This window comes from Xanthomonas sp. CFBP 8152 (genome assembly GCF_014199025.1).
Taxonomy (GTDB): Bacteria; Pseudomonadota; Gammaproteobacteria; order Xanthomonadales; family Xanthomonadaceae; genus Xanthomonas; species Xanthomonas arboricola_B.
The window spans coordinates 1,298,162-1,321,738 of sequence record NZ_JACHNO010000001.1; the positions used below are offsets into that span (position 1 = coordinate 1,298,162).

Genomic DNA, 23,577 nt, shown 5'->3' on the forward strand with positions numbered 1-23,577 from the left:
CTGCTGCGGGGTGGAGCAGTCTGGCAGCTCGTCGGGCTCATAACCCGAAGGTCGCAGGTTCAAATCCTGCCCCCGCTACCAAGTTTTGAAGTACTGCTTTAATGCAATGCCTTAGGGCAGTACTTCAGCTTCTTGGATCGCAAAGACGCATGTTCCCGTCTTTGCGCCGACCCTGAGAGGTCGGGCTTTTTTTACGCAAGGGGCCCATCGGGCCCCTTGTTTTTTCCGGAACCGGAAAGTTTGCTGCCGGTTGCCGGGGTTCTACTGGCAATCATCTGATCAGGGCAGTCTGTGAGCGAAAAAGCGACCGAAATCGCGAATCTGCTGAGTCCAACGGTTGAGTCCTTGGGCTTGGAACTGCTGGGTGTGGAATATCTTCCCGCTCCAGGTGGCGCCACATTGCGCCTGTACATCGATGTGCCGCTGGCCGAACAGCCCGAGCGCGTGATCAATGTCGACGACTGCGAGCGCGTGAGCCGCGAAGTCTCGGCCCAGCTCGACGTCGAGGATCCCATCACCGGCAACTACACGCTCGAGGTGTCCTCGCCGGGTGTGGACCGCCCGTTGTTCACGCTGGAGCAGTTCGGCCGTCACGTTGGCGAGTCCGCCAAGATCGTGTTGAAGCTGGCGCAGGATGGCCGGCGCCGCTTCCAGGGCCAGATCGCGCGGATCGACTCCGAGGCCGATACGGTGGTGTTCGTCATCGATGGCAAGGATGTGCAGGTGGGCTTCGACAACATTGACAAGGCGCGCATCCTGCCGGATTGGGTCGCCCTGGGCCTGGCCCCGCAAAAACCGAACAAGCCCGGCCCGAAAAAACCCGGGCACGAGAAGAAGAAACCATCCAACGAGTCGGCGGCTGGCAAGCCGCGCGCGGAGTGACGAAATGAGCAAGGAACTTTTGCTGGTAGTGGATGCGGTGGCCAACGAAAAGGGCGTGCCGCGCGAAGTGATCTTCGATGCGATCGAGGCCGCGCTGGCTTCCGCAGCGAAGAAGCGCTATCCCGACCAGGACGTGCTGACGCGCGTGACCATCGACCACAAGGACGGTAACTACGAAACCTATCGTCGTTGGGAAGTGGTTGCCGACGATGTCGTGATGGAATCCCCGGATCGCCAGGTGCGTCTGATGGATGCCGTCGACGAAGCCGACGGCGTGGATGTGGGCGACTACATCGAAGAACAGATCGAAAACCCGGACTTCGGCCGTATCGCGGCGCAGGCTGCCAAGCAGGTGATCGTGCAGCGGGTGCGCGAAGCCGAGCGTCAGCAGGTGGTCGATGCCTGGAAGGATCGCGTCGGCGAGTTGATCACCGGTGTGGTCAAGCGCGCCGAGCGCGGCAACATCTTTGTCGACCTGGGCGGCAATGCCGAAGCCTTCATTCCCAAGGACAAGGGCATCCCGCGCGACGTGCTGCGCCCGGGCGACCGCGTGCGCGGTTATCTGGCCGAAGTGCGTTCCGAACCCCGTGGCCCGCAGCTGTTCATCAGCCGCGCCGCGCCGGAATTCATGATCGAGCTGTTCAAGCTCGAAGTGCCGGAAGTGGGCCAGGGCCTGGTCGAGATCAAGGCCTGCGCACGCGATCCGGGCGACCGCGCCAAGATCGCGGTGATCGCGCACGACACCCGTACCGATCCGATCGGCGCGTGCATCGGCATGCGTGGGTCGCGCGTGCAGGCGGTGTCCAACGAGCTCAATGGCGAGCGCGTGGACATCGTGCTGTGGAACGAGAACCCGGCCAACTTCGTCATCAATGCGATGGCGCCGGCCGAAGTGCAGTCGATCATCGTCGATGAAGACAAGCACTCGATGGATCTGGCCGTGGCGGAAGACCGCCTGGCCCAGGCGATCGGCAAGGGCGGCCAGAACGTGCGTCTGGCCAGCCGCCTGACCGGTTGGCAGCTCAACGTGATGACCGCCGACCAGGTGGCCGCCAAGTCCGAAGCCGAGCAGACCTCCGCGCGCCAGTTGTTCATGGATCGCCTGGAAGTGGACGAGGAAATCGCAGCGATCCTGGTGACCGAAGGCTTCAATACGGTCGAGGAAATCGCCTACGTGCCGGTCGGCGAGTTGCTGGCGGTGGAAGGCTTCGACGAAGACATCGTCGAAGAGCTGCGCGCCCGTGCCCGCGATGCGTTGCTCAACGCCGCGCTGGCAGAAGAAGAAGGCCTGGAAGGAACTCAGCCCACCGAGGACCTGCTGGCGCTGGAGGGGATGGACGAGGAAACGGCCTTTGCTCTGGCCGAGCATGGCGTGCGCACCAGCGAGGACTTGTCCGACCTGGCAGCGGACGAGATCGTCGACTTCGGCATCGAGGGTCTGACCCAGGAGCGCGCCGCGGCGCTGATCCTGGCGGCCCGCGCCGAGGAGATCGCCCGTTTGGAGCGCGGCGAATGAGCCGGCAATGAACCGCGCCCTGACCCCATCAGGGCTTAGAATCAGCGTTTCCCTTGCTCTGGGCGAGGGGGCGCCAACCAGATCATAGGATCCGAATGTCGCAGCAAACCACCATCCGCAAGCTTGCCGAACTGGTCAATACGCCGGTCGATAAACTGCTGGTTCAACTGGCCGAGGCCGGAATGAAGTTCAGCGGTCCCGACCAGGTCGTGACCAGCACCGAGAAGATGAAACTGCTTGGCTTCCTGCGTCGCACGCATGGCAAGGCCGAGACGCCTGCCGAAGCGGCGAGCGAAGCAGCCAAGAAGATCACGCTCAACCGGCGCAAGCTGCAGGAAGTCACGGTCAGCGCCGGCCGCACCAAGACCACGGTCAACGTGGAAGTGCGGCAGAAGCGCACCTACGTGAAGTCCGAAAACGAAGGCAGCGGCCGTCCTGCGCCGATGACGCCGGACGAGGAGCGCGCCGACATTCTGGCCAAGCTCGCCGCCTCGCGTCAGCGCAATCTCGACGAGCAGCAGGCGCTGGCCGAAAGCGACCGCGTGCGCGACGAAGCGATCCAGCGCAAGCGCGAAGAGGAACAGGCTGCGCGCGACCGCGCCGAAGCCGAGCGCAAGGCTGCCGAGGAAGCCGCTGCGGCTGCCAGTGCGCCGGCGCCGGTGGCTGCCGCAGCCGCACCGCCTGCAGCCTCTGCCGCACGCACGCCGTCGTCGCCGTCTGCGCCGCGTCCGGCCCGTCCGGCTGGCGCACCGCCGGCATCGCGTCCTGCCACGCCGGCGCGTCCGGACGACCGTTCCAATGCGGCCAAGCACAAGACGCGCGGTTCGCACGTCATGGTGGCGGGTGTCGAAGACGACGATGCGACCAAGCGTTTTGCCGGGCAGTTGCATCTGTCCGCGGCCGATCGTGCGCGCCGTTCCAACGTGCGCGGCAAGCCGACCGGTCGTCCGGGTTCGTCGTCCTCGCGTCGTGGCAACGACAACGGCCGTGGCGGCAACCAGGGCAATAGCGGTCCGCACGGGTTCGAGCGTCCGACCGCGCCGGTGGTACGCGAAGTGGCGATCGGCGAAACCATCACCGTGGCCGACCTGGCGCAGAAGCTTGCGCTCAAGGGCGGCGATGTAGTCAAGGCGCTGTTCAAGATGGGCGTCATGGCGACCATCACCCAAAGCATCGACCATGACACCGCCGCGCTGGTGACCGAGGAACTCGGCCACAAGGCCGTGCGTGCCGACAATGCCGACTTCGAGGATGCGCTGCTGGCGCATGCCGAGGATGCGCAGGGCGATGCTACGTCGCGTCCGCCGGTGGTGACCATCATGGGTCACGTCGATCACGGCAAGACCTCGCTGCTGGATTACATCCGTCGCACCAAGATCGCCTCGGGCGAAGCCGGTGGCATCACCCAGCATATCGGTGCGTACCACGTCGAAACCGGCCGTGGCGTCATCAGTTTCCTGGATACGCCCGGCCATGCCGCGTTTACCTCGATGCGTGCCCGTGGCGCCAAGATCACCGACATCGTCGTGCTGGTCGTGGCGGCCGATGACGGTGTGATGCCGCAGACCAAGGAAGCGGTGGCGCACGCCAAGGCGGCAGGCGTGCCGTTGATCGTGGCGGTGAACAAGATCGACAAGGCCGGCGCGGATCCGCTGCGGGTCAAGAACGAATTGCTGGCTGAAAACGTGGTGGCCGAAGAGTTCGGTGGCGATACCCAGTTCATCGAAGTGTCGGCCAAGGTCGGTACCGGTGTGGACACGCTGCTGGACGCGATCTCGCTGCAGGCCGAGGTGCTGGAGCTGAAGGCAGTGGCCGAGGGCCGCGCCAGCGGTACCGTGATCGAATCCTCGCTGGACAAGGGCCGCGGCCCGGTGGCCACGGTGCTGGTGCAGCAGGGCGCGCTGAAGCGTGGCGACTACCTGGTGTGCGGCATCCAGTACGGCCGCGTGCGTGCGCTGTTCGACGAGACCGGCCACCAGCCGGCCTCGGCCGGCCCGTCGATTCCGGTACAGGTGCTCGGGCTGTCCGGCGTGCCGGAAGCCGGCGACGACTTCGTGGTCGTCGACGACGAGCGTCTGGCCAAGGACGTGGCGCAGCAGCGCGAAACCAAGCGTCGCGAGTCGCGTCTGGTGGCCTCGGCCAGCAACCGCATGGAAGACATCCTGGCCCAGATGGGCAAGGGCGAAGGCCAGCAGGTGCTGAACCTGGTGATCAAGGCCGACGTGCAGGGCTCGGTGGAAGCGCTCAAGCAGTCGCTGGTGGCGTTGTCCAACGACGACATCCGCATCAACGTGATCCACTCCGGTGTGGGCGGCATCACCGAATCCGATGCCAATTCGGCAGCGGCCTCCAAGGCCACGGTGATCGGCTTCAACGTGCGTGCCGATGCCTCGGCCCGCAAGATCGTCGAGTCCAACGGCATCGATCTGCGTTACTTCTCGATCATCTATGACGTGATCGACCAGGTGAAGCAGGTGGCGTCGGGTCTGCTCGGCGTGGAAATCCGCGAAGAGATCATCGGTATCGCGCAGGTCCGCGACGTGTTCCGCAGCTCCAAGTTCGGCGCGGTTGCAGGCTGCATGATCATCGAAGGCGTGGTGAAGCGCAGCAAGCCGATCCGCGTGCTCCGCGACAGCGTCGTGGTGTTCGAGGGCGAGCTGGAATCGCTGCGTCGCTTCAAGGAAAACGTCGAGGAAGTGCGCAACGGTACCGAGTGCGGTATCGGCGTGAAGGCCTACAACGACGTCAAGGCCGGCGACCAGATCGAGTGCTTCGAGCGTATCGAAGTCGCCCGTACGCTATAACGGCTGCCGGGGCCTGCGGGCCCCGGACTCCGTCAGGCGGAGTTGCAAGGCAAGTTCTGCAAGGCGAGGGCGGCATGGCCGCCCGCGTCCGTTTTTGGCTTCGGTGCCAACTGGCCCTCCGAATCAACCAGGTCCATGACCATGCCAACCAAATCATTCCATCGCACCGACCGCGTTTCGGCGCAGGTGCGTCGCGACCTCGGCACGATCGTGCACGCGGCCGTGCGCGACCACGGCCTGCCGTCGGTCAGCGTTTCCGACGTCGAAATCAGCCGCGACCTGGCACATGCCAAGGTGTTCGTTACCGCGCTGCAGCAGGAACGTTCGGCCGAAGCCGTCAAGGGGCTCAAGGAAATCGCCGGTCAGCTGCGCACGCAGCTGGCGCGCGCGATGAAGCTGCGCCACGTGCCCGAGCTGCATTTCCATTACGACGATTCGGTCGACCGCGGCGAGCGCATCGACAACCTGCTGCGTGACCTGGACGATGTCGGCCCCGAGGCCGCGTCCAGCGACGAGGACGCCGAGCAGCGCTGAGCGCTGCCGGCCGGCCGCCTGTCGATCAGCGGCCCTGATTTCAACGGGCGCGCACAGTGCCCGATTCGAGCACCGATCTGTTGAAACCCCGTATCGTCTATCGCCCGTTGCACGGCATCCTGTTGCTCGACAAGCCGGCTGGAGTCAGCTCCAACACGGCCTTGCAGTCCGCGCGCCGCTTGTTGCGTGCCGAAAAGGGCGGCCACACCGGCAGCCTGGACCCGCTGGCCACCGGCTTGCTGCCGCTGTGTCTGGGCGAGGCCACCAAGATTGCCGGCCTGCTGCTCGGTGCGGCCAAGGCCTACGACGCCGAGATCGTGCTGGGTGTCACCACCGATACCGACGATGCCGATGGCCAGATGTTGCGCGAGTGTGCGGTGCCGGCACTGGACGAAGGCGCGCTGCGTGCGGCGCTGACGCCCTTCATCGGCCGTATCCGCCAACAAGCGCCGATCTATTCCGCGCTCAAGCAGGGCGGCGAGCCGCTGTACGCCAAGGCACGCCGGGGCGAGGTGATCGCCGCGCCGGTGCGCGAGGTCGATGTACATGCGATCGAGGTACTCGGTTACGCCGCGTCGCGGCTGAAGTTGCGCGTGACCTGCGGCTCGGGCACCTACATCCGCAGCCTGGCGCGCGATCTGGGCGAGGTGCTTGGCTGCGGTGCGCATATCGCCTCGCTGCGCCGGCTCTGGGTCGAGCCGTTTCGCGCGCCGCAGATGATCACGCTGGAGGCGTTGTCGGCAGCCCTGGAGGCGGGCACCGACGCGCAGGAGCTGTTGTTGCCGATCGAGGCCGGACTGGCCGATTTTGCGCGGATCGTGCTCGATGCATCGCATGCGGCACGTTTTCGCATGGGCCAGCGCCTGCGCGATGTCGCATTTCCGACCGGCCAGGTGGCCGTGTTCGGACCGGACGGAATCCCCTCGGGGCTAGGCCTGGTGGACGCGGAGGGGCGTTTGTCGCCGCAGCGTCTATTCAATGGACTGAACGACGCCGTAGCTTGTTAAGTTTTGGTCAACTTGTTCCCGGGCCCGCACGACGTTACAATTTTGCGGCCCCAATCGGGGCATCTCCAGCGCCAAGCGCGCTCATCCCTAGCAAACGGCGAGTCCGGCGGTGCGTCATGCACGTTCCTGCCGACCACGCATCTATCGAGTAAACATCATGTCCGTCGACACCCAGAAAGTTATTGAAGACAACAAGCGCAGCGCACAGGACACCGGTTCGCCGGAAGTGCAGGTCGCCCTGCTGACCGCGCGCATCGAGCTGCTGACCGGCCACTTCAAGACCCACAAGAAGGATCACCACAGCCGTCGTGGCCTGCTGCAGATGGTCAACCGCCGCCGCAGCCTGCTCGACTACCTGAAGAAGAAGGACAACGAGCGTTACAAGTCCTTGATCGAGAAGCTCGGCCTGCGCCGCTAATCGAGTCATACCGCCGCGGCGCAGCGATGCGCCGCGGCTTTGTTTTGGTCATTCGCATCACGTTATCTGCAGCATGTGGTTCATGGGCCGGAGCCTCCCGGCCGCCCGTTCTCGGCATGGGTCGACGACGGTCCAACGAAGACAGCAACACCTAAGGGAAAAAACCTCCGTGGCAAAAATCACCAAAACCTTCCAGTACGGCAAGCACACCGTCACCCTGGAGACGGGCGAAATCGCTCGCCAGGCAGGCGGCGCCGTCATCGTCAAGTTCGACGACACCGTACTGCTGGTCACCGCCGTCGCCGCCAAGAGCGCGCGCGAAGGACAGGACTTCTTTCCTCTGACGGTTGATTACCAGGAGAAGTTCTACGCCGGCGGCCGCATCCCGGGCGGCTTCTTCAAGCGCGAAGGACGTGCGACCGAGAAGGAAACGTTGATCTCGCGCCTGATCGATCGCCCGATCCGTCCGCTGTTCCCCGAGGACTACAAGAACGAAGTGCAGATCATCGCCACCGTGATGTCGATGAACCCGGACATCGACGGCGATATCGCCGCGCTGATCGGCGCATCGGCCGCGCTGTCGCTGGCCGGCACTCCGTTCAACGGCCCGATCGCTGCGGCGAAGGTCGGTTACAAGAATGGCGAATACATCCTCAACCCGACCGTGACCGAGCTGAAGGATTCGCAGCTGGAGCTGGTCGTGGCCGGTACCGCCAATGCGGTGCTGATGGTCGAGTCCGAAGCCGAGCTGCTGTCGGAAGAAGTGATGCTGGGCGCGGTGACGTTCGGCCATCGCGAGATGCAGAAGGTCATCAACATCATCAACGAGCTGACCGTCGAAGCCGGCACCAAGCCGTCCGACTGGGTGGCTCCGGCCAAGAACGACGGCATGATCGCCGCGCTGAAGGAAGCAGTGGGCGAGCAGCTCGCTTCGGCCTTCCAGGTGCGCGACAAGCTGCAGCGCCGCGATGCGATTTCGGCGATCAAGAAGGACGTGCTGGGTGCGCTGGCACCGCGCGCCACGATCGAAGGCTGGGCTGCCGGTGATCTGTCCAAGGAATTCGGCGAGCTGGAATACCAGACCATGCGCGGCTCGGTGCTGAGCACCAAGGTGCGCATCGACGGCCGTGCACTGGATACCGTGCGTCCGATCAGCGCCAAGGCCGGCGTGCTGCCGCGTACCCATGGCTCGGCGCTGTTCACCCGCGGCGAGACCCAGGCCATCGTGATCACCACGCTCGGCACCGCACGCGACGGTCAGGTCATCGACGCCGTCTCGGGCGAGTACAAAGAGAACTTCCTGTTCCATTACAACTTCCCTCCGTACTCGGTGGGCGAGTGCGGTCGCTTCGGTGCGCCGAAGCGTCGCGAGATCGGCCATGGCCGTCTGGCCAAGCGCGGCGTACTGGCGGTGATGCCGAGCCTGGAGGAGTTCCCGTACACCATCCGCGTGGTCTCGGAAATCACCGAGTCCAACGGTTCGTCCTCGATGGCATCGGTCTGCGGCAGCTCGCTGGCGCTGATGGACGCCGGTGTGCCGATCAAGGCGCCGGTCGCCGGTATCGCGATGGGTCTGGTCAAGGAAGGCAACGACTTCGTCGTGCTGTCGGACATCCTGGGCGATGAAGATCACCTCGGCGACATGGACTTCAAGGTGGCCGGTACTGCCGAAGGCGTGTCCGCGCTGCAGATGGACATCAAGATCGAAGGCATCACCGAAGAGATCATGAAGCAGGCATTGCAGCAGGCCAAGGCCGGCCGTCTGCACATCCTCGGCGAGATGGCGCATGCCCTGACCACCCCGCGTCTGGAGCTGAGCGATTACGCGCCGCGTCTGCTGACCATCAAGATCCACCCGGACAAGATCCGCGAAGTGATCGGCAAGGGTGGTTCGACCATCCAGGCCATCACCAAGGAAACCGGTACCCAGATCGACATCCAGGACGACGGCACGATCATCATCGCCTCGGTCAACGCCATTGCTGCGCAAGCTGCGAAGTCGCGCATCGAGCAGATCACCTCGGACGTGGAGCCGGGCCGCATCTACGAAGGCAAGGTCGCCAAGATCATGGACTTCGGTGCGTTCGTCACCATCCTGCCGGGCAAGGACGGCCTGGTGCACGTCTCGCAGATCTCCAGCGAGCGCGTGGAAAAGGTCGGCGACAAGCTGAAGGAAGGCGATCTGGTCCGCGTCAAGGTGCTGGAAGTGGACAAGCAGGGCCGTATCCGTCTGTCGATCAAGGCAGTGGAAGAAGGCGAAGGCCTGCCGGCGTCTGCCGAGTAACTGTCACTGTTTGACGCGTCACGAAAAAGCGGGCTTCGGCCCGCTTTTTCGTTGGCTGTCCGGCAATGGCGCGTGACTTGATCCTTCTCCTGCGGGAGGAGGTGCCCCGTAGGGGCGGATGAGGGTAAAGGCGAAGCGTCCTACGGTTGAACCAAGGCTGGGGCTTCGCCTTCGTACCCTCACCCCAACCCCTCTCCCGACGTGAGAGGGGCTTTGAGCCCTGCTTACCTGGGCTGTTGTTTCGGCTCGGGCTGTGCTTCCGGACGCGGCGGCACCACGCGTGGGAAACCCGGCGGCATCGTCTGGTCCGTGGGCAAGGTGGTTGGCGAAGGCAGCTGCTCGACCGGCGGTGGTGCGGTCAGTACCGCATCCGGACGCAGCTTCAACAGGGCCGCCCAGTCGCGTCGATTGAAATCGCAGAGTTCTTCGTGTGCCGGCGTGCACTCGCTGGCGATGCCCAGGCCGTCCTCGCTCTGGTCCTGGCTGCCGTCGGACTGCGGTGTCGGCAACTCCACGCGGCCGGCGCGGTCCAGCGGCATCTTGCGCATCATCACCGTATTGAACACATTGCCGCCGATCAGATACAGGGTGCGATCGCCACCGACGTTGGCAGCCACCACCACATCGCAATGCGATTGCCACGGCATCGGCGCGCTGCCGCCAAGCCCGGCCTTGAGGCCGGCGTAGCCGAGCGCGGCGCTGCGCCCGCGCAGCAGGCACAGCAGATCGCCGGGGGCGGGCTTCTCTACCGCCGGGTCAGTGAACTGGTACGGGCCGCTGGCGCCATCGTTGTAGGCGCTGCGGATGTAATCCAGATGGCGTGCAGAGCGATGGAAACCGCTCAGGCCGGCCTGCGTCATCACCCAGGAGATGAAGGCGGCCGACCACGGGTTGTCGACCAGGAACGCGCGGCAATCGCTGGCGGTATAGCGCGTGCCATCCAGTGCCGCGCAGCTCGATGCGCCGGGGCGGCCGCCCATCGATGCCAGCGTGCCGCTGTCGCGCCAGTAGCCGGCCACGCGTTGCCAGGCGACCACGCCGTGGTCGGCCAGATAGCCCGATTCGGCCTCGGTCACGCCCAGGCTGGCCAGACGGCCCTTGGCATCGATAAACGGGTGCTGCCACAGGCGGTGCTCGTTGCAGGCGCTGCGCACGATGGCGATTGCCGCAGGGCTGGTGCCGAAGCGTGGGGGCACATCGCAGACTTCCGCGGCGGCCGCGGTGCCGCCCCATGCCGCCAACACCAGATAGAGCCACGGCCAAGGTTTTCCAGTCATCGCAGATCCTGCACAGAACAATCGCAGCAGGCTGACAGAGCCGGCTGCGGGCAAGCGTGAAATCAGCGCGGCGGCGGGCCCAGTTTGAGCGACAGATCGACCGCGTGCACGTGCTTGGTGAGCCCGCCGATGGAGATGCAATCCACGCCATCGGCCGCAATGGCGGCAATGCCGGCCAGATCCACGCTGCCGGAGACTTCCAGCGGAATGCGTTGTTCTCGCGGCAGGGTGGCAACGATGCGCACCGCGTCGCGACGCATTGCCGGGTCGAAATCGTCGATCAGGATGCGCGTGCAGCCGACCTGCAAGGCTTCGCGCAACTGCTCCAGTGTTTCCACCTCGACCACCAGCGGCAACTGTGGTTGCTGCGCACGTGCGGCATGCACGGCGGCGCTCAGCGACCCGGCGGTGCGGATATGGTTTTCCTTGAGCATCACCGTGTCGAACAGGCCGATGCGGTGATTGTCGCCACCGCCGCAGCGCACGGCGTACTTCTGCGCGGCGCGCAGGCCCGGCAGCGTCTTGCGCGTATCCAGGATGCGCGTTCCGGTGCCGGCCACGGCAGCGACGTATGCAGCCGTGGCGGTCGCGGTGGCCGACAGCGTCTGCAGGAAATTGAGCGAGGTGCGCTCGGCGCTGACCAGGCTGCGGCTGCGGCCATGCAGCAGCGCCAGCACCGTGCCGGCGGCGACGTGCTGGCCTTCGTGCACCTGCCAGTCGATCCGCACCTGCGGATCGAGCGCGCGGTGCGTGGCGTCGAACCAGGGACGCCCGGCGATCACGGCGTCCTGCTTGCACAGCAGATACGCGCTGTCGGCCCGATCGGGCAACAGCGCTGCGGTCACATCGCCGGTGCCGATGTCCTCGGCCAGCGCGCGCGCCACATCGGCGTCCACCAGTGCGGCCGGTGGTGCCTCCGGCACGGTGGTGCGCAGGGGAGAATTCACTTTTCGGGGAAGTCGGCGATCTGCGCAGTGCCGATGGCTTCTTCGGCCAGCAGCACCGGAATGCCGTCGTCGACGCGGAAGATCTGCTTGCGGTCGCGCGTGATCAGTGCCTCGCGCAGTGGCTGTGCCTGCGCGGTGCCGTCGGCACGCTGCAGGGTTCCGCCGGCGATGGCGGTGTTGAGTGCCTCCAGGCCCTTGCCGTCGAGCAGCGAAAGCGGCTGGCGGGTGTCGGGCGAGCACAGCAGGTCGAGCAGTTTGCGATCCATCGAAGTCTTGTCTTGCGTGGAAGATGGCTAGAATACGTCTTTACCGCAGGGCAGGGCCATGACCTCCAACCACTCCGCGCCGCTGGTCGGCATCGTGATGGGTTCCCGTTCCGATTGGGAAACCATGCAACACGCAGCTCAGAAGCTCGATGCGCTGGGCGTGCCTTACGAAGTCAAGGTGGTTTCGGCGCACCGCACACCGGATGTGTTGTTCAGCTATGCCGAGCAGGCTGGCGCGCGCGGTCTGCGCGCGATCATCGCCGGTGCCGGTGGTGCGGCGCATCTGCCGGGCATGCTGGCGGCCAAGACGGCGGTGCCGGTGCTCGGTGTGCCGGTACAGTCCAAGGCGCTCAACGGCATGGATTCGCTGCTGTCGATCGTGCAGATGCCGGCCGGCATTCCGGTGGCGACGTTTGCGATCGGCAATGCCGGCGCGGCCAATGCGGCCTTGTTCGCCGCAGCGATGCTGGCACCGGAGCAGGCGCAGATCGGTCAGGCGCTGGCGCAGTTCCGCGCCAGGCAGACCGACGATGTCATGGCCAGCGACGACCCGCGCCAATGACCACGGTCGGCATTCTGGGTGGCGGCCAGCTGGCCCGCATGCTGGTGTTGGCCGGCGCGCCGTTGGGCTTGCGCTTTGCGGTGTTCGACCCGGCCGCCGATGCCTGCGCAGGGCAGGTGGCGCCGCTGCAGGTCGGCGCCTTCGACGACACGTCCGCGCTTGCCGCATTCGCCGCACAGGTGGATGTGATCACCTTCGATTTCGAGAACGTGCCGGCCGCCGGCGCGCAGCAGTTGGCCGCGCAGGTGCCGGTGTTCCCCAGCGCTGCCGCATTGGCGGTGGCGCAGGACCGGCTCAGCGAAAAAACCCTCTTCCGCGAGCTCGGCATTCCGGTGCCCGAGTTCGCTGCCATCGACGACCGTGCAGGACTCGACGCCGCATTGGCCCGTATCGGCACGCCGTGCGTGCTCAAGACGCGTCGCTTCGGCTACGACGGCAAGGGCCAGTTCCGCATCAAGGCGCTTGCCGATGCCGATGCCGCGTGGGACGCGCTCGGCGCGCAGGCGGAGAAGGTCGGGCTGATCGTGGAGGCCTTCGTGCCGTTCGAGCGCGAGGTCAGCGTGGTGGCAGTGCGTGGGCGCGACGGCGAATTGCGCGCCTGGCCGCTGACCGAGAACTGGCATGTGGACGGCGTGCTCTCGGCCAGTCTTGCGCCAGCGCGTGTGGATGCCGGGTTGCAGGCTGCGGCACAGGCGCATGCGCGCGCGATCGCCGAGCGCCTGGACTACGTCGGCGTCTTCGCGCTGGAACTGTTCGTGCGCGATGGCCAGCTGCTCGCCAACGAGATGGCGCCGCGCGTGCACAACTCCGGGCACTGGACCATCGAAGGTGCCGAAACCTCGCAGTTCGAAAATCATGTGCGCGCGGTGCTGGGTTTGCCGCTCGGCAGCACCGCGATGCGCGGGCATGCCTGCATGCTCAACTGGCTGGGCGCGATGCCGGATGCTGCCGCATTTTTGGCGGTGCCCGGTGGGCATTGGCACGACTACGGCAAGCAGGCGCGCGAGGGCCGCAAGGTCGGCCACGCCACGCTGCGCGCCGAGACGCCGCAGGCGCTTGCACAGACATTGAGCGAAGCAGGCACCGCGTTGCAGCGTGATGCGCAGGTGGAACCGGTGCTCGCGCGTTTGAGCGAAGGGTAATTCGCAGAACCATCGGTGGCGCTGCCGTGGCCTGGTTGATGTGCATTCGTGGCGAAGATGGACAGCAGTGCGCGGTGCCTACAAATGCGCCGTTGCAACGGATCACCTGATCGTTGACCCGTTGCAACGGCGCGGGCCACTAGCCCAACCGGCTGGCCACGAACTCCCAGTTGATCAACTTCCAGAACGCCTCCAGATACTGCGCGCGGTCCTGCCGGTAATCCAGGTAATAGGCGTGCTCCCACAGGTCGCAGGCGAGCAGCGGGGTGTCCGGCCCGGTGAGCGGCGTGGACGCATTCGGCGTGGCGACGACCGCCAGTGCGCCATCCGGACGCTGCACCAGCCACACCCAGCCCGAGCCGAAGGTGCCCACGGCGACGCGGTTGAATTCCTGCTTGAAATGCACGAAGTCGCCGAACGATTTGGCGATGCGGTCGGCCAGCCGGCCCAGTGGCTCGCCGCCGCCGCGTGGGCGCAGGCACTGCCAATAGAAATTGTGGTTCCACACCTGCGCGGCCAGATGGAACAGCGTGCCTTGCGCCTGCGCGATGATGTCTTCCAGCGTCAGCTCGGCGAACTCGCTGCCTTCGATGCGCGCATTGAGCCGATCGACCTCGTTGCGGTGACAGATGCCGTGGTGCGCCTCCAATGTGGCGGCGGAAAGATGCGGCTCCAGGGCAGCGCGGGAGTAGGGCAATGCAAGGTGTTCGATCGGCATGATGGCAAGGGCAGCGAAGGGAGTGCGGCGACAGGTCGCGCTGAAGGCTTACAATGCGCGCCTTTGCGGAAGTCTATCCGACCCGGCGGTCGGGCCTGCCGCTCCCAGTCAGGAGAGTCCAATGCCGGTGATGGAACGGATCCAGGCCGAAGTCGAACAACACCCGATCGTGCTGTTCATGAAAGGTACCCCGCAATTTCCGATGTGCGGGTTTTCCAGCCGCGCGGTGCAGGCGTTGGTCGCTGCCGGCGCCGACCAGCTGCGCACGGTCAACGTGCTCGAAGAGCCTGAAGTGCGCGCCAATCTGCCACGCTATTCCAACTGGCCGACCTTCCCGCAATTGTTCATCCACGGCGAGCTGATCGGCGGTTGCGACATCACGCTGGAACTGTTCGAAGCCGGCGAGCTCAAGCGCATCGTCAGTGAGGCCTATCAGCCGTGAGTCTGGCGCAGGCCCGGCCCGATGCGGCGGCGCTTGCCGGCCGCGTGGTGCTGATCACCGGTGCAGCCGGCGGCCTGGGGAGCGCTGCGGCGCAGGCGTGTGCATGCGCCGGTGCGACCGTGGTATTGCTCGGTCGCAAGCTGCGCCCGCTGGAGCGCATCTATGACGCAGTTGCCAAGCTGGGGCCGGAGCCGTCGCTGTATCCGCTGGATCTGGCCGGCGCCACGCCGGACGACTACGCCGCGCTGGCGCAGCGGCTGCAGGCAGAGCTCGCCGGCCTGCACGGCCTGCTGCACTGCGCTGCCGATTTCGCCGGCTTGACCCCGGCCGAACTCGCGGCGCCTGCCGATTTTGCACGCAACCTCCACATCAACCTCACTGCGCGCGCCTGGTTGACCCAGGCCTGCCTGCCGCTGCTGCGGCGGCAAGTCGATGCGGCGGTGGTCTTCGTCGTCGATGACCCCGCACGCGTTGGCCAGGCGTATTGGGGTGCCTATGGCGCTGCCCAGCATGCGCAGCGTGGCCTGCTCGCCAGCCTGCATCACGAAACCGCCGCCGGCCCGGTCCGCATCAGCGGACTGCAGCCCGGTCCGATGCGCACCGCCTTGCGCGCACGCGCCTTCACCCATCAGGAAGACAGCGACGCGATGGACCCCGCGCGCTATGCGTCCGCCTGCGTCACCTTGTTGTCCACAGCCGGTGGCACGCACCGCGGTGCGATCTGGAGTCCTTCTGCATGACCATTCTGTCGGCGGCGCTGCTGCTGTTCCTGATCCTCGACCCGTTGGGCAACATCCCGGTGTTTCTCAGCGTGCTCAAGCCGCTGCCGCCGAAGCGGCAGCGCTTCGTGCTCGCGCGCGAGCTGTTGATCGCCCTGTTCGTGCTGATGGCGTTCCTGTGGGGCGGCAAGTACGCGCTGGAGCTGATGCATCTGCGCCAGGAGTCAGTGGCGATCGCCGGCGGCATCGTGCTGTTTCTCATCGGTATCCGCATGATCTTCCCGCGCCCGGAAGGCCTGATGGGCGAGATCCCCGACGGTGAGCCCTTCATCGTGCCGCTGGCGATCCCGCTGGTGGCCGGCCCGTCCGGCATGGCCGCAGTGATGCTGATGGGCAGCAACGAACCCACCCGGCTATGGGATTGGAGCCTTGCGCTGATGATCGCCTGGATCGGTGCATCCACCATCCTGGCCTCGGCCCCGCTGTTGTACAAACTGCTCGGTCATCGCGCACTGACCGCGATCGAGCGCCTGATGGGCATGTTGCTGGTGGCCATTTCGGTGCAGATGTTCCTGGATGGCCTGGGGACTTACTTCAAGCTGCCAGTGTCGATCTGAATCCAGTCGGTGATAAGCGGGCAGGGCGCGTGGGGACGATCTGCGAATGCGCCGGGGGGCGTGCTGACCCGCAATGGTGCAAGCGGTTGGCGGCGCCAGGTGGCCGTAGCGGGAGATGGCTTCCGACAGCCATCGCTGTGTTTCAAGCCAGACGCTGCCGGTTGCAGACAAGCTAGTTCGAGAGCGCGACACCTGTCGCAAATGCCACGCAACTTTGCGCAAGCTGGCGTTTAGGCCTTCACATGCGAAGTTCATGTTGCACTGCGCGAACTTTGTCACGTCGCCGTCACAATCAGGCCTTAGCGTGTTAATCTGTTGTTAACCGTTGCGGCAGCAACCAGCCGCGCGGCAAGGGACCCCAGATCATCGGCAGCCCACCCCCGGGAACGGTTGGGCTGACTGCGCCTTTTTGTCACTGCCCAACCTGTATCGAGGCTACCGAAATGACCCACCCCCGCTGTCTCCGCATGTCCAAGTTGACGCTTGGCCTTGTTGCCGCACTCGCCGCCGCCCCCGTGTTCGCTCAGAGCACCTCTGCCGGCGTCGCTGGCGTGGTCACCAGCAGTGCCGGTCAACCGGTACCGAATGCCGAAGTGACGATCACCCACGTCGAGTCGGGCACAGTCAGCCGCGCCACCACCGATGCCAGCGGACGCTACAACGCGCGCGGCCTGCGCGTGGGTGGGCCGTACACGATCACCATTACCGCTTCCGGCGCGGGCAACACCACGCGTGAAGGCGTGTACCTGAACCTGGACAAGGTCAATCAGGTCGATGCAGCCTTGGGCGGCGATCTGGCAACGCTGGGGACCGTGCAGGCGATCGCAGGCAACTACGGCTCGGCGATCTTCAGCGCCAACAAGATGGGCACCGGCACCAACGTGACCCGCGAAGAAATCGAGTCGCTGCCGTCGATCAACCGCAACCTGCAGGACTATGTGCGTCTGGATCCGCGTGTCGCGCAGACCGACAAGGCGCGCAACGAAATCTCCATCGCCGGCCAGAACCCGCGCTACAACGCGATCCGCGTTGACGGCATCAGCACCAACGACGCCTTCGGCCTGGAATCCAACAGCCTGCCGACCCCGCGCCAGCCGTTCTCGATGGACGTCATCGACGAAATTTCGGTGGACGTTGCCAACTACGATGTGGCCATCACCGGTGGCACCGGCGGTGTCATCAATGCCGTGACCAAGTCCGGTACAAACGAATTTCATGGTTCAGTTTATGGAACCTATCGCGAAAACGACTGGTCCGGCAAAAACCAGAATGGTATCCGCCCACAGCTGTTTGACAATGAAGCCACCTATGGCCTGACCCTGGGCGGTCCGGTCGTCAAGGACAAGCTGTTCTTCTTCGCTAACTACGAAAAATACAAGGGCAAAGGCGTATTCACCGGAGCATCCGGATACGGTCCGACCGGCTCGGGCGCCAGTAATATCGTCAGCGTGAGCCAGGCACAGGTTGACGAGATCGTCGATATCTCGCGCAATGTCTACGGTTTCGATCCCGGAACGCTGGCGCTGCCGGCACTTGATTCTGAGTCGGAAGAGAAGGGCATCAAGATCGACTGGAACATCAGCGACAAGCACCGCGCCTCGTTTCGTTACGGCAAGTCCGAGCAGGAAACCGCCAACCTCAATGGCTTCAGCGCGACCGCCTTGTCACTGAATTCGTACCATTACACCCGCAATTTCGAGCTCGAAACCTACACAGCTCAATTGTTCAGTGACTGGACTGAGAAGTTCTCTACCGAAGCAAAGGTTTCCTACCGCGATTATTCCGCGGTGCGTGACGCTGCCTCGCAATTGCCGGCTGTCGGTGTCCGGATCGGCAACAACTTCGTCAACTTCGGTACCGAGCAGAGTACACAGGCCAATGCACTGCGTACTGAGACGTGGAATGCGTTCTTTGCTGCCAATCTATATCTGGATGATCACACCCTGAAGTTTGGTGGCGACTACGAAGACAACGACATCTTCAACTTGTTTGCTCAGCGTGTCTTTGGTTCGTACAACTTCAACTCGATTGCCGACTACCGCAACAATCGGCCGGCCAGCTACCGTTATTCTCAATCCACTAGCGGAAACATCGATGATATCGCCGCGCAGTGGGGCATGAAGAATGTCGGCCTGTTCTTGCAGGATACGTGGGCTGTCAACAGCAACCTGACCTTGACCTTCGGTGTGCGTTACGACGAGCCAATGGTGAAGAACAAGCCGCAATACAACGCAGCCGCCTCGACGACGTTCGGCGTGCGTAATGATGAAACCATCGATGGCAATGGCCTGCTGCAGCCGCGTTTCGGTTTCAATTACACCTTCGATGCAGACCGTCCCACGCAGTTGCGTGGTGGTGTGGGCCTGTTCCAAGGTGCGGCGGCGTCGGTGTGGTTGTCCAATCCCTACTCGAATACCGGTCTGGCTTACACCGATTACAATTTCTCAAGCGTAAATCTGGTCAACAGCAACGGTATCGCGTTTACGCCGGACATCAACAACCAGCCGCGTGGCAACGGGACATTGAACGGTGCCACTCAGTCCGTCGACTTCGTCGATAAGGATCTGGGTCAACCTGCTGTGTGGAAAGCGAACCTCGCGTTCGACACCGAGTTGCCTTGGTATGGTGTAGTGGCCTCGGTCGAGGGCGTCGTTACGAAGGTCAAGGAAGCCATTTACTACCAACAGCTGAATCTGAGCCAGACAGGGCCGACTGCGGTTGGTCAGGACGGTCGTCAGATCTATTGGAATCAGGCTGGCTTGAATCCTGCCAATTGGAACATCAACGGTACTCAGCCTACGGGTATTTCGGTCGATCCGCGTGGCAATCGTTATCGCAGCTACAACGATGCGATCATTGCTCGCTCTACTAGCAAGGGTGGCAGCCAGAGCCTGACCGTTGGATTGAATAAGCCGTTCAACGATAGCGATTGGTCCTGGAGCCTGGCCTATACCTTTGCCAATGCCGACGAAGTGAGCGGCCTGACAAGCTCCACCTCCGGTTCGCAGCTGGGCAATACTGCGGTGTTCCAGGCCAACGAAGAGGTCAATGCGACCTCTGCCTATGAGATCCGCAACAGCTTTCTGGGAACGTTGCAATGGAAGCACAACTTCTTCGGCGACTTTGCCACCAAGGTCGGCTTGATCTACCAGGGCCGTAGTGGTCGTCCATACAGCTATACGTTTGATAATGATGCAAACGGCGACAGCCGCTTGAACGACCTGCTGTACATCCCGACAGGTCCAGGTGATGTTCGCTTTGGTTCGGCGGCGGAAGAGGCTGCGTTTTGGAACTTCGTCAACAACGATGAATATCTGTCGTCGCATAAGGGGCAGGTTGCACAGCGCAATGCAGTGCGCAACTCGTGGGTCAACCAGTTCGACCTGCACATCGAGCAGGAGTTGCCTGGCTTCTTAGAAGGCAACAAAGCGCAGATCTGGCTTGACGTGATGAACGTCGGTAACTTGCTGAATAAGAAGTGGGGCCGTGTGGACGAGTACGCGTTCCCGAGTATGCGTGGCGTGGTCGAGTACGGCGGCATCGATGCGGCTACCGGCAAATACGTTTACCGCTTCAATACGCCCGATCCGTCAACCATCTACGACGACAAGGGCATCTCCCGCTGGGCGCTGCAGCTGGGCTTCCGCTACCAGTTCTAAAGCTGGTCGGCGTGTCGGAGCTTGCAAAAACGGCCGGGGTCTCCCGGCCGTTTTCTTTTGAGCGGGTGAGTACGCTAAAGTTCTGAGATACGACAGGAGCAAGCTATGGAACTCAGCAGTACGGCAGCACGGGCGCTGCCGGTGGTGGATGCGCGGATCTACCCGCGCGGTGGCCTGGATGTGTTGTCCAAGGCAGAAGTTGCGCGTCTGCGCGATGCCTCCAGTGGCGGCATGCACGAGTTGTTGCGCCGCTGCGCGCTGGCCGTGCTGACCAGCGGCAGCGCGTCGGACGACCCGCGCGCCGCGCGCGACCTGTATCCGGATTTCGATATCCAGGTGAACCAGCAGGATCGCGGCATCCGCATCGATCTGAGCAACGCACCGGCAATGGCCTTCGTCGATGGCGAGATCATCCGGGGTGTGGCCGAGCTGCTGTTCGCCGTGGTGCGCGACCTGGCCTACATGGCGATCGAGCTCGAAGCCCAGCGCGGGGATCTGGATACCAGCGAAGGCATCACCAATGCAGTGTTCGGGCAGCTGCGCAACGCGCACATCCTGCAGCCGTCGGACCCGAACCTGGTCGTATGCTGGGGCGGCCATTCCATCTCGCGCGACGAATACCTCTATACCAAGCAGGTGGGCTACGAACTGGGCCTGCGCGGCCTGGACATCTGCACCGGCTGCGGCCCGGGCGCCATGAAGGGCCCGATGAAGGGAGCCACCATTGCACACGCCAAGCAGCGCAAGCATCACACGCGCTACATCGGTGTGACAGAGCCGGGCATCATCGCCGCCGAGTCGCCGAACCCGATCGTCAACCACCTGGTAATCATGCCGGATATCGAAAAGCGCCTGGAGGCCTTCGTCCGCATCGGTCACGGCATCCTTGTGTTTCCGGGCGGCGTCGGCACGGCAGAAGAAATCCTCTACCTGCTCGGCATCCTGCTGCGCGAGGAGAACGCCGACCTGCCGTTCCCGCTGATCCTGACCGGCCCGACCATTGCCGCGCCGTATTTCGAGCAGATCGACCGCTTCATCCGGCTCACCCTAGGCGAAGCTGTCGCTTCCCGCTACGAGATCATCGTCGGCGACCCGGTCGCCGTGGCGCGTCGCATGGCCGAAGGCATCCACGCGGTACGTGCGCACCGCAAGGATCACAAGGACTCGTACTACTTCAACTGGTCCGTGCACATCCCGCTCGAGTACCAGCAGCCGTTCGAACCCAGCCACGAGGCCATGGCCGCCCTGGACCTGCACCACGGCCGCCCAGCTCCCGCGCTGGCCGCCGATCTGCGCCGCGCCTTTTCCGGCATCGTCGCCGGCAACGTCAAGGAAGACGGCATGCGCCGCATCGAGGAATTCGGCCCTTTCGAGATCCACGGCGACCCAGATATCATGCAGGCCCTGGACGAGCTGTTGCGCGGCTTTGTCGAGCAGCGCCGGATGAAGATCTCGGGGGATTACCGGCCCTGTTATCGGGTGGTGACTTAGTCGCCTAGGACGGTACCGGCAAGGGGCGGCATGACGCTTGTCGGTCCAGTCAGTCCGCCTGTCGGTCCAGTGCTTGTCCGGTGGTGCGTCAAGGTTCATGCTCTCCAGCAACAACGCTGGGGAGCGTCTTGATGTCCGTCGTCCGTATGCGCGGATTCACATTGATCGAACTCATGGTGACTGTTGCGGTGCTAGCCATCACCGCAGCGATCGCGTATCCGAGTTTCCAAGGCGTATTACGCTCAAATCGGGTGGCCGCGTCGAATAACGAAATGATGGCATTGCTCACGCTTTCCAGAAGCGAAGCCATCCGGAACGGCCAAGGCAGCGGCATCTGTGGCAGTGCGAACGGAACGGCCTGCAACGGGAGCTGGAGTGCAGGGGTGATGGCCTGGAGCGACGCAAACGGAAACGGGAGTTATGACTCAGGCGAAACCGTGCTCCGTTACTCGCTGGGAAATCCAAGGCTGGTCGTTCAGGGGCCAACGACAGGGACGGTCATCGCGTTCGATGCGCGGGGACGACGCCGTGCTGCTGCCGATCAACAGGTCACGTTGCAACCCGATCAGTGTGGCGGGCAACCGTTGAAGCGCTCTTTAACAGTCAATGCGTCCGGGCAGATCCGCAGCAAAAAAGAGACGTGCACATGAACCGAGATCGTTCTTTTCATCGCCGTTCTACAGCAGGCTTCACCCTAATCGAAGTGCTGATTGCCATTCTTGTGCTTGCAGTTGGCTTGCTTGGATTCGCGCTGCTGCAGACCATGAATGTGCGATTCGTCCAAAGCGCTAACTATCGCACACAAGCAACCAATCTGGCCTACGACCTTATCGATCAGATGCGATCCAATCGTTATCAGGTCGGCCAATACACTGCCGCCACATTCGCTGCTGGGGCCGTGACGGCGACTGGCGCGTGTGAATATCCGACAGGCGAAACCGTATCGGTAAGCCAGAACATAACAAGATGGCAATGTCAGGTAGCCAAGGCACTCGGAGATAAGGCTGCTGCTACAGTTACCTATGTTAATGGGGTCGCCACTGTGGCGATCAGTTGGGGCGATCAGCGCTGGGACAAGGAAAACCCTGAGGCAGTGACCAGCTTTGCGTTACGCACGGAGATCTAAGGGAATGAAATTGCGTTCGCGAATGTCTGGCCTTTCATTGATCGAGCTAATGATTGCGTTAGTGATCGGGTTAGTTCTTTTATTAGGGGTAATCCAAGTATTTTCAGCTTCACGCACGGCCGCCCAACTATCCGAAGGTGCTTCGCGAGCGCAAGAGAATGGACGTTTTGCGCTTGACTATCTGGCTCGAGACATTCGAATGGCGGGCCACTTTGGGTGCGTCAACGATCAAGCGCAATTCGTCAAGGGGGAAGGAGATCCCAGGGTCAATCTTTCTGCGACAACAGGAAGCGGGAGTCCTCTGGATTTCTCGGTATCAATTCAAGGCTATGAAGCACCGGGAACAGCTCCGAAAGATCAAATAACGATCGGTGGCAGTGCGAATTCGATAGTTGGCCTGCCAGCGTCCATTCAGAACTTAAACCCGGCGCCGAGGCCGGGCAGCGACATCATTGTATTGCGTTATCTTTCTGCCGAAGGCGTACCTGCGACAGGGATCGCTGCAGCTGGGTCCAACAGCACCTTGACGATGAATGCAACACGTTGGGCACGCCTGACCGACGATGGAGTGGCGGCTCCCACCCTGTTTGGAATTGCGGATTGCGCCCACGCGGATGTATTTGCTGGTACCACAACTGCAGGGTCCGTAACTGCCAGTGGTGTCAATCTTTCCGGGCGTTATGTTGTGCAGCCCACCGGTCAGACGATGGTTTATCGCGCCGAGTCCTTGGTGTATTACGTTGCCAACAGTCCCGATACCGGAGAGCCCGCGCTAAGGCGCGCTCGCGCGGGTAGCAACGGTGTATATGTCAGCGAAGAGTTGGTTGAAGGAATAGAAAGCCTACAATTCCTGTATGGATTGGATACGACGCCGGCGATCGCGACCCAAACTCCGCCTGTCGGTAATATTACCGAGCAACGTGTGGCTAGTGGAGTTGCTACCGGAGCCGATTCGGTGGCCGCCAACCAGTGGCGTCGCGTTGGGCAAGTGCAGGTCGGTATCCTTGCTCGCAGTCCGACGGCAGCAGCTGCAGGTACTCAAGTTGAGGCGAATCGACTGGGCGTGCTAGGTGTCACGATCGTTCCGCCGACAAACAACGATGGACGTTATCGTGCCAGTTACGAGTTGTCCATTGCCCTCCGCAATCGCCTTTTCGGTAACTGAT

At 63.4% G+C, this 23,577-nt stretch carries 21 protein-coding genes and 1 tRNA gene; 18 read left to right on the top strand and 4 right to left on the bottom strand.

Annotated features, from left to right (window positions below):
- The first annotated feature begins 4 nt into the window (after positions 1–4).
- From FHT09_RS05470 to pnp, 8 genes are all read left to right on the top strand, one after another.
- Positions 5–81 (top strand) — tRNA-Met (locus FHT09_RS05470).
- A gap of 210 nt (positions 82–291) precedes the next feature.
- A complete protein-coding gene (gene rimP / locus FHT09_RS05475; protein ID WP_104606032.1) occupies positions 292–882 on the top strand; it encodes a ribosome maturation factor RimP in 591 nt (196 codons plus the stop codon).
- A 4-nt stretch (positions 883–886) separates the two neighbouring features.
- Entirely contained in the window at positions 887–2,398 is a 1,512-nt protein-coding gene (gene nusA, locus FHT09_RS05480) for a transcription termination factor NusA (protein WP_016903006.1), read from the top strand.
- Positions 2,399–2,493: 95 nt separating this feature from the next.
- On the top strand, positions 2,494–5,202 hold the full coding sequence (infB, locus tag FHT09_RS05485; protein ID WP_166774529.1) for a translation initiation factor IF-2: 2,709 nt from the start codon (positions 2,494–2,496) through the stop codon (positions 5,200–5,202).
- A gap of 141 nt (positions 5,203–5,343) precedes the next feature.
- Complete coding sequence (gene rbfA, locus FHT09_RS05490) at positions 5,344–5,736, top strand: 30S ribosome-binding factor RbfA (RefSeq protein ID WP_024937968.1); 393 nt, start codon at positions 5,344–5,346, stop codon at positions 5,734–5,736.
- An 80-nt stretch (positions 5,737–5,816) separates the two neighbouring features.
- Entirely contained in the window at positions 5,817–6,743 is a 927-nt protein-coding gene (gene truB / locus FHT09_RS05495; protein WP_104606060.1) for a tRNA pseudouridine(55) synthase TruB, read from the top strand.
- 157 nt (positions 6,744–6,900) lie between these two features.
- Positions 6,901–7,161, top strand: coding sequence for a 30S ribosomal protein S15 (gene rpsO / locus FHT09_RS05500; protein WP_003485583.1), 261 nt, complete (start codon positions 6,901–6,903; stop codon positions 7,159–7,161).
- Between the two features lie 169 nt (positions 7,162–7,330).
- Positions 7,331–9,445 (top strand): polyribonucleotide nucleotidyltransferase, encoded by a 2,115-nt coding sequence (pnp, locus tag FHT09_RS05505; protein WP_104606034.1) that lies wholly within the window; start codon positions 7,331–7,333, stop codon positions 9,443–9,445.
- A 224-nt stretch (positions 9,446–9,669) separates the two neighbouring features.
- Here pnp and FHT09_RS05510 read toward each other — a convergent pair whose 3' ends face one another.
- The 3 genes from FHT09_RS05510 to FHT09_RS05520 all read right to left on the bottom strand — a co-directional run bounded on the left by FHT09_RS05510 (position 9,670) and on the right by FHT09_RS05520 (position 11,935).
- Positions 9,670–10,722 (bottom strand): DUF2272 domain-containing protein, encoded by a 1,053-nt coding sequence (locus FHT09_RS05510; protein ID WP_104606035.1) that lies wholly within the window; start codon positions 10,720–10,722, stop codon positions 9,670–9,672.
- Between the two features lie 62 nt (positions 10,723–10,784).
- Complete coding sequence (nadC, locus tag FHT09_RS05515) at positions 10,785–11,669, bottom strand: carboxylating nicotinate-nucleotide diphosphorylase (RefSeq protein WP_104606036.1); 885 nt, start codon at positions 11,667–11,669, stop codon at positions 10,785–10,787.
- A complete protein-coding gene (locus tag FHT09_RS05520) occupies positions 11,666–11,935 on the bottom strand; it encodes a Trm112 family protein (RefSeq protein WP_016901089.1) in 270 nt (89 codons plus the stop codon). Before FHT09_RS05520 ends, nadC begins: the two co-directional genes overlap by 4 nt.
- Before the next feature lie 58 nt (positions 11,936–11,993).
- Between FHT09_RS05520 and purE the strand changes: the two genes are divergently transcribed.
- Both purE and FHT09_RS05530 read left to right on the top strand, forming a co-directional pair.
- Positions 11,994–12,497, top strand: a complete 504-nt coding sequence (purE, locus tag FHT09_RS05525; protein ID WP_039510673.1) for a 5-(carboxyamino)imidazole ribonucleotide mutase — start codon at positions 11,994–11,996, stop codon at positions 12,495–12,497.
- Positions 12,494–13,639 (top strand): 5-(carboxyamino)imidazole ribonucleotide synthase, encoded by a 1,146-nt coding sequence (locus FHT09_RS05530; protein WP_104606037.1) that lies wholly within the window; start codon positions 12,494–12,496, stop codon positions 13,637–13,639. The genes purE and FHT09_RS05530 overlap by 4 nt, the downstream gene beginning before the upstream one ends.
- A gap of 139 nt (positions 13,640–13,778) precedes the next feature.
- Here the strand turns inward: FHT09_RS05530 and FHT09_RS05535 are convergent, their stop codons facing one another.
- On the bottom strand, positions 13,779–14,357 hold the full coding sequence (locus tag FHT09_RS05535) for a Fe-Mn family superoxide dismutase (protein WP_104536867.1): 579 nt from the start codon (positions 14,355–14,357) through the stop codon (positions 13,779–13,781).
- A gap of 121 nt (positions 14,358–14,478) precedes the next feature.
- Here FHT09_RS05535 and grxD point away from each other — a divergent pair, with 121 nt between their 5' ends.
- The 8 genes from grxD to FHT09_RS05575 all read left to right on the top strand — a co-directional run bounded on the left by grxD (position 14,479) and on the right by FHT09_RS05575 (position 23,576).
- Entirely contained in the window at positions 14,479–14,799 is a 321-nt protein-coding gene (gene grxD, locus FHT09_RS05540; RefSeq protein ID WP_006450539.1) for a Grx4 family monothiol glutaredoxin, read from the top strand.
- A complete protein-coding gene (locus FHT09_RS05545; protein WP_104536869.1) occupies positions 14,796–15,539 on the top strand; it encodes an SDR family NAD(P)-dependent oxidoreductase in 744 nt (247 codons plus the stop codon). Before grxD ends, FHT09_RS05545 begins: the two co-directional genes overlap by 4 nt.
- A complete protein-coding gene (locus tag FHT09_RS05550; RefSeq protein WP_006450537.1) occupies positions 15,536–16,135 on the top strand; it encodes a YhgN family NAAT transporter in 600 nt (199 codons plus the stop codon). Before FHT09_RS05545 ends, FHT09_RS05550 begins: the two co-directional genes overlap by 4 nt.
- 443 nt (positions 16,136–16,578) lie before the next feature.
- Positions 16,579–19,794 carry a TonB-dependent receptor gene (locus tag FHT09_RS05555; RefSeq protein WP_104536871.1) on the top strand — a complete coding sequence of 1,072 codons (3,216 nt, stop codon included), beginning with the start codon at positions 16,579–16,581 and terminating at the stop codon, positions 19,792–19,794.
- 105 nt (positions 19,795–19,899) lie between these two features.
- Positions 19,900–21,285 carry a nucleotide 5'-monophosphate nucleosidase PpnN gene (ppnN, locus tag FHT09_RS05560; RefSeq protein WP_104606038.1) on the top strand — a complete coding sequence of 462 codons (1,386 nt, stop codon included), beginning with the start codon at positions 19,900–19,902 and terminating at the stop codon, positions 21,283–21,285.
- Positions 21,286–21,416: 131 nt separating this feature from the next.
- Positions 21,417–21,935: a Tfp pilus assembly protein FimT/FimU gene (locus tag FHT09_RS05565; protein ID WP_104606039.1), complete on the top strand. Its 519-nt coding sequence runs from the start codon at positions 21,417–21,419 to the stop codon at positions 21,933–21,935.
- A complete protein-coding gene (pilV, locus tag FHT09_RS05570) occupies positions 21,932–22,411 on the top strand; it encodes a type IV pilus modification protein PilV (RefSeq protein ID WP_046343309.1) in 480 nt (159 codons plus the stop codon). The genes FHT09_RS05565 and pilV overlap by 4 nt, the downstream gene beginning before the upstream one ends.
- 4 nt (positions 22,412–22,415) lie before the next feature.
- Positions 22,416–23,576 carry a PilW family protein gene (locus FHT09_RS05575; protein WP_046343307.1) on the top strand — a complete coding sequence of 387 codons (1,161 nt, stop codon included), beginning with the start codon at positions 22,416–22,418 and terminating at the stop codon, positions 23,574–23,576.
- Position 23,577: the final 1 nt, after the last annotated feature.

Bases quoted from the DNA above. Each gene is read 5' to 3' on its own strand.
- grxD (WP_006450539.1), top strand. From the start codon at position 14,479: ATGCCGGTGATGGAACGGATCCAGGCCGAAGTCGAACAACACCCGATC.
- ppnN (WP_104606038.1), top strand. From the start codon at position 19,900: ATGGAACTCAGCAGTACGGCAGCACGGGCGCTGCCGGTGGTGGATGCG.
- FHT09_RS05550 (WP_006450537.1), top strand. From the start codon at position 15,536: ATGACCATTCTGTCGGCGGCGCTGCTGCTGTTCCTGATCCTCGACCCG.
- FHT09_RS05575 (WP_046343307.1), top strand. From the start codon at position 22,416: ATGAAATTGCGTTCGCGAATGTCTGGCCTTTCATTGATCGAGCTAATG.
- pilV (WP_046343309.1), top strand. From the start codon at position 21,932: ATGAACCGAGATCGTTCTTTTCATCGCCGTTCTACAGCAGGCTTCACC.
- FHT09_RS05535 (WP_104536867.1), bottom strand. From the start codon at position 14,357: ATGCCGATCGAACACCTTGCATTGCCCTACTCCCGCGCTGCCCTGGAG.
- FHT09_RS05555 (WP_104536871.1), top strand. From the start codon at position 16,579: ATGACCCACCCCCGCTGTCTCCGCATGTCCAAGTTGACGCTTGGCCTT.
- FHT09_RS05565 (WP_104606039.1), top strand. From the start codon at position 21,417: ATGTCCGTCGTCCGTATGCGCGGATTCACATTGATCGAACTCATGGTG.
- FHT09_RS05510 (WP_104606035.1), bottom strand. From the start codon at position 10,722: ATGACTGGAAAACCTTGGCCGTGGCTCTATCTGGTGTTGGCGGCATGG.
- nusA (WP_016903006.1), top strand. From the start codon at position 887: ATGAGCAAGGAACTTTTGCTGGTAGTGGATGCGGTGGCCAACGAAAAG.
- rbfA (WP_024937968.1), top strand. From the start codon at position 5,344: ATGCCAACCAAATCATTCCATCGCACCGACCGCGTTTCGGCGCAGGTG.
- FHT09_RS05530 (WP_104606037.1), top strand. From the start codon at position 12,494: ATGACCACGGTCGGCATTCTGGGTGGCGGCCAGCTGGCCCGCATGCTG.
- purE (WP_039510673.1), top strand. From the start codon at position 11,994: ATGACCTCCAACCACTCCGCGCCGCTGGTCGGCATCGTGATGGGTTCC.
- FHT09_RS05520 (WP_016901089.1), bottom strand. From the start codon at position 11,935: ATGGATCGCAAACTGCTCGACCTGCTGTGCTCGCCCGACACCCGCCAG.
- infB (WP_166774529.1), top strand. From the start codon at position 2,494: ATGTCGCAGCAAACCACCATCCGCAAGCTTGCCGAACTGGTCAATACG.
- rpsO (WP_003485583.1), top strand. From the start codon at position 6,901: ATGTCCGTCGACACCCAGAAAGTTATTGAAGACAACAAGCGCAGCGCA.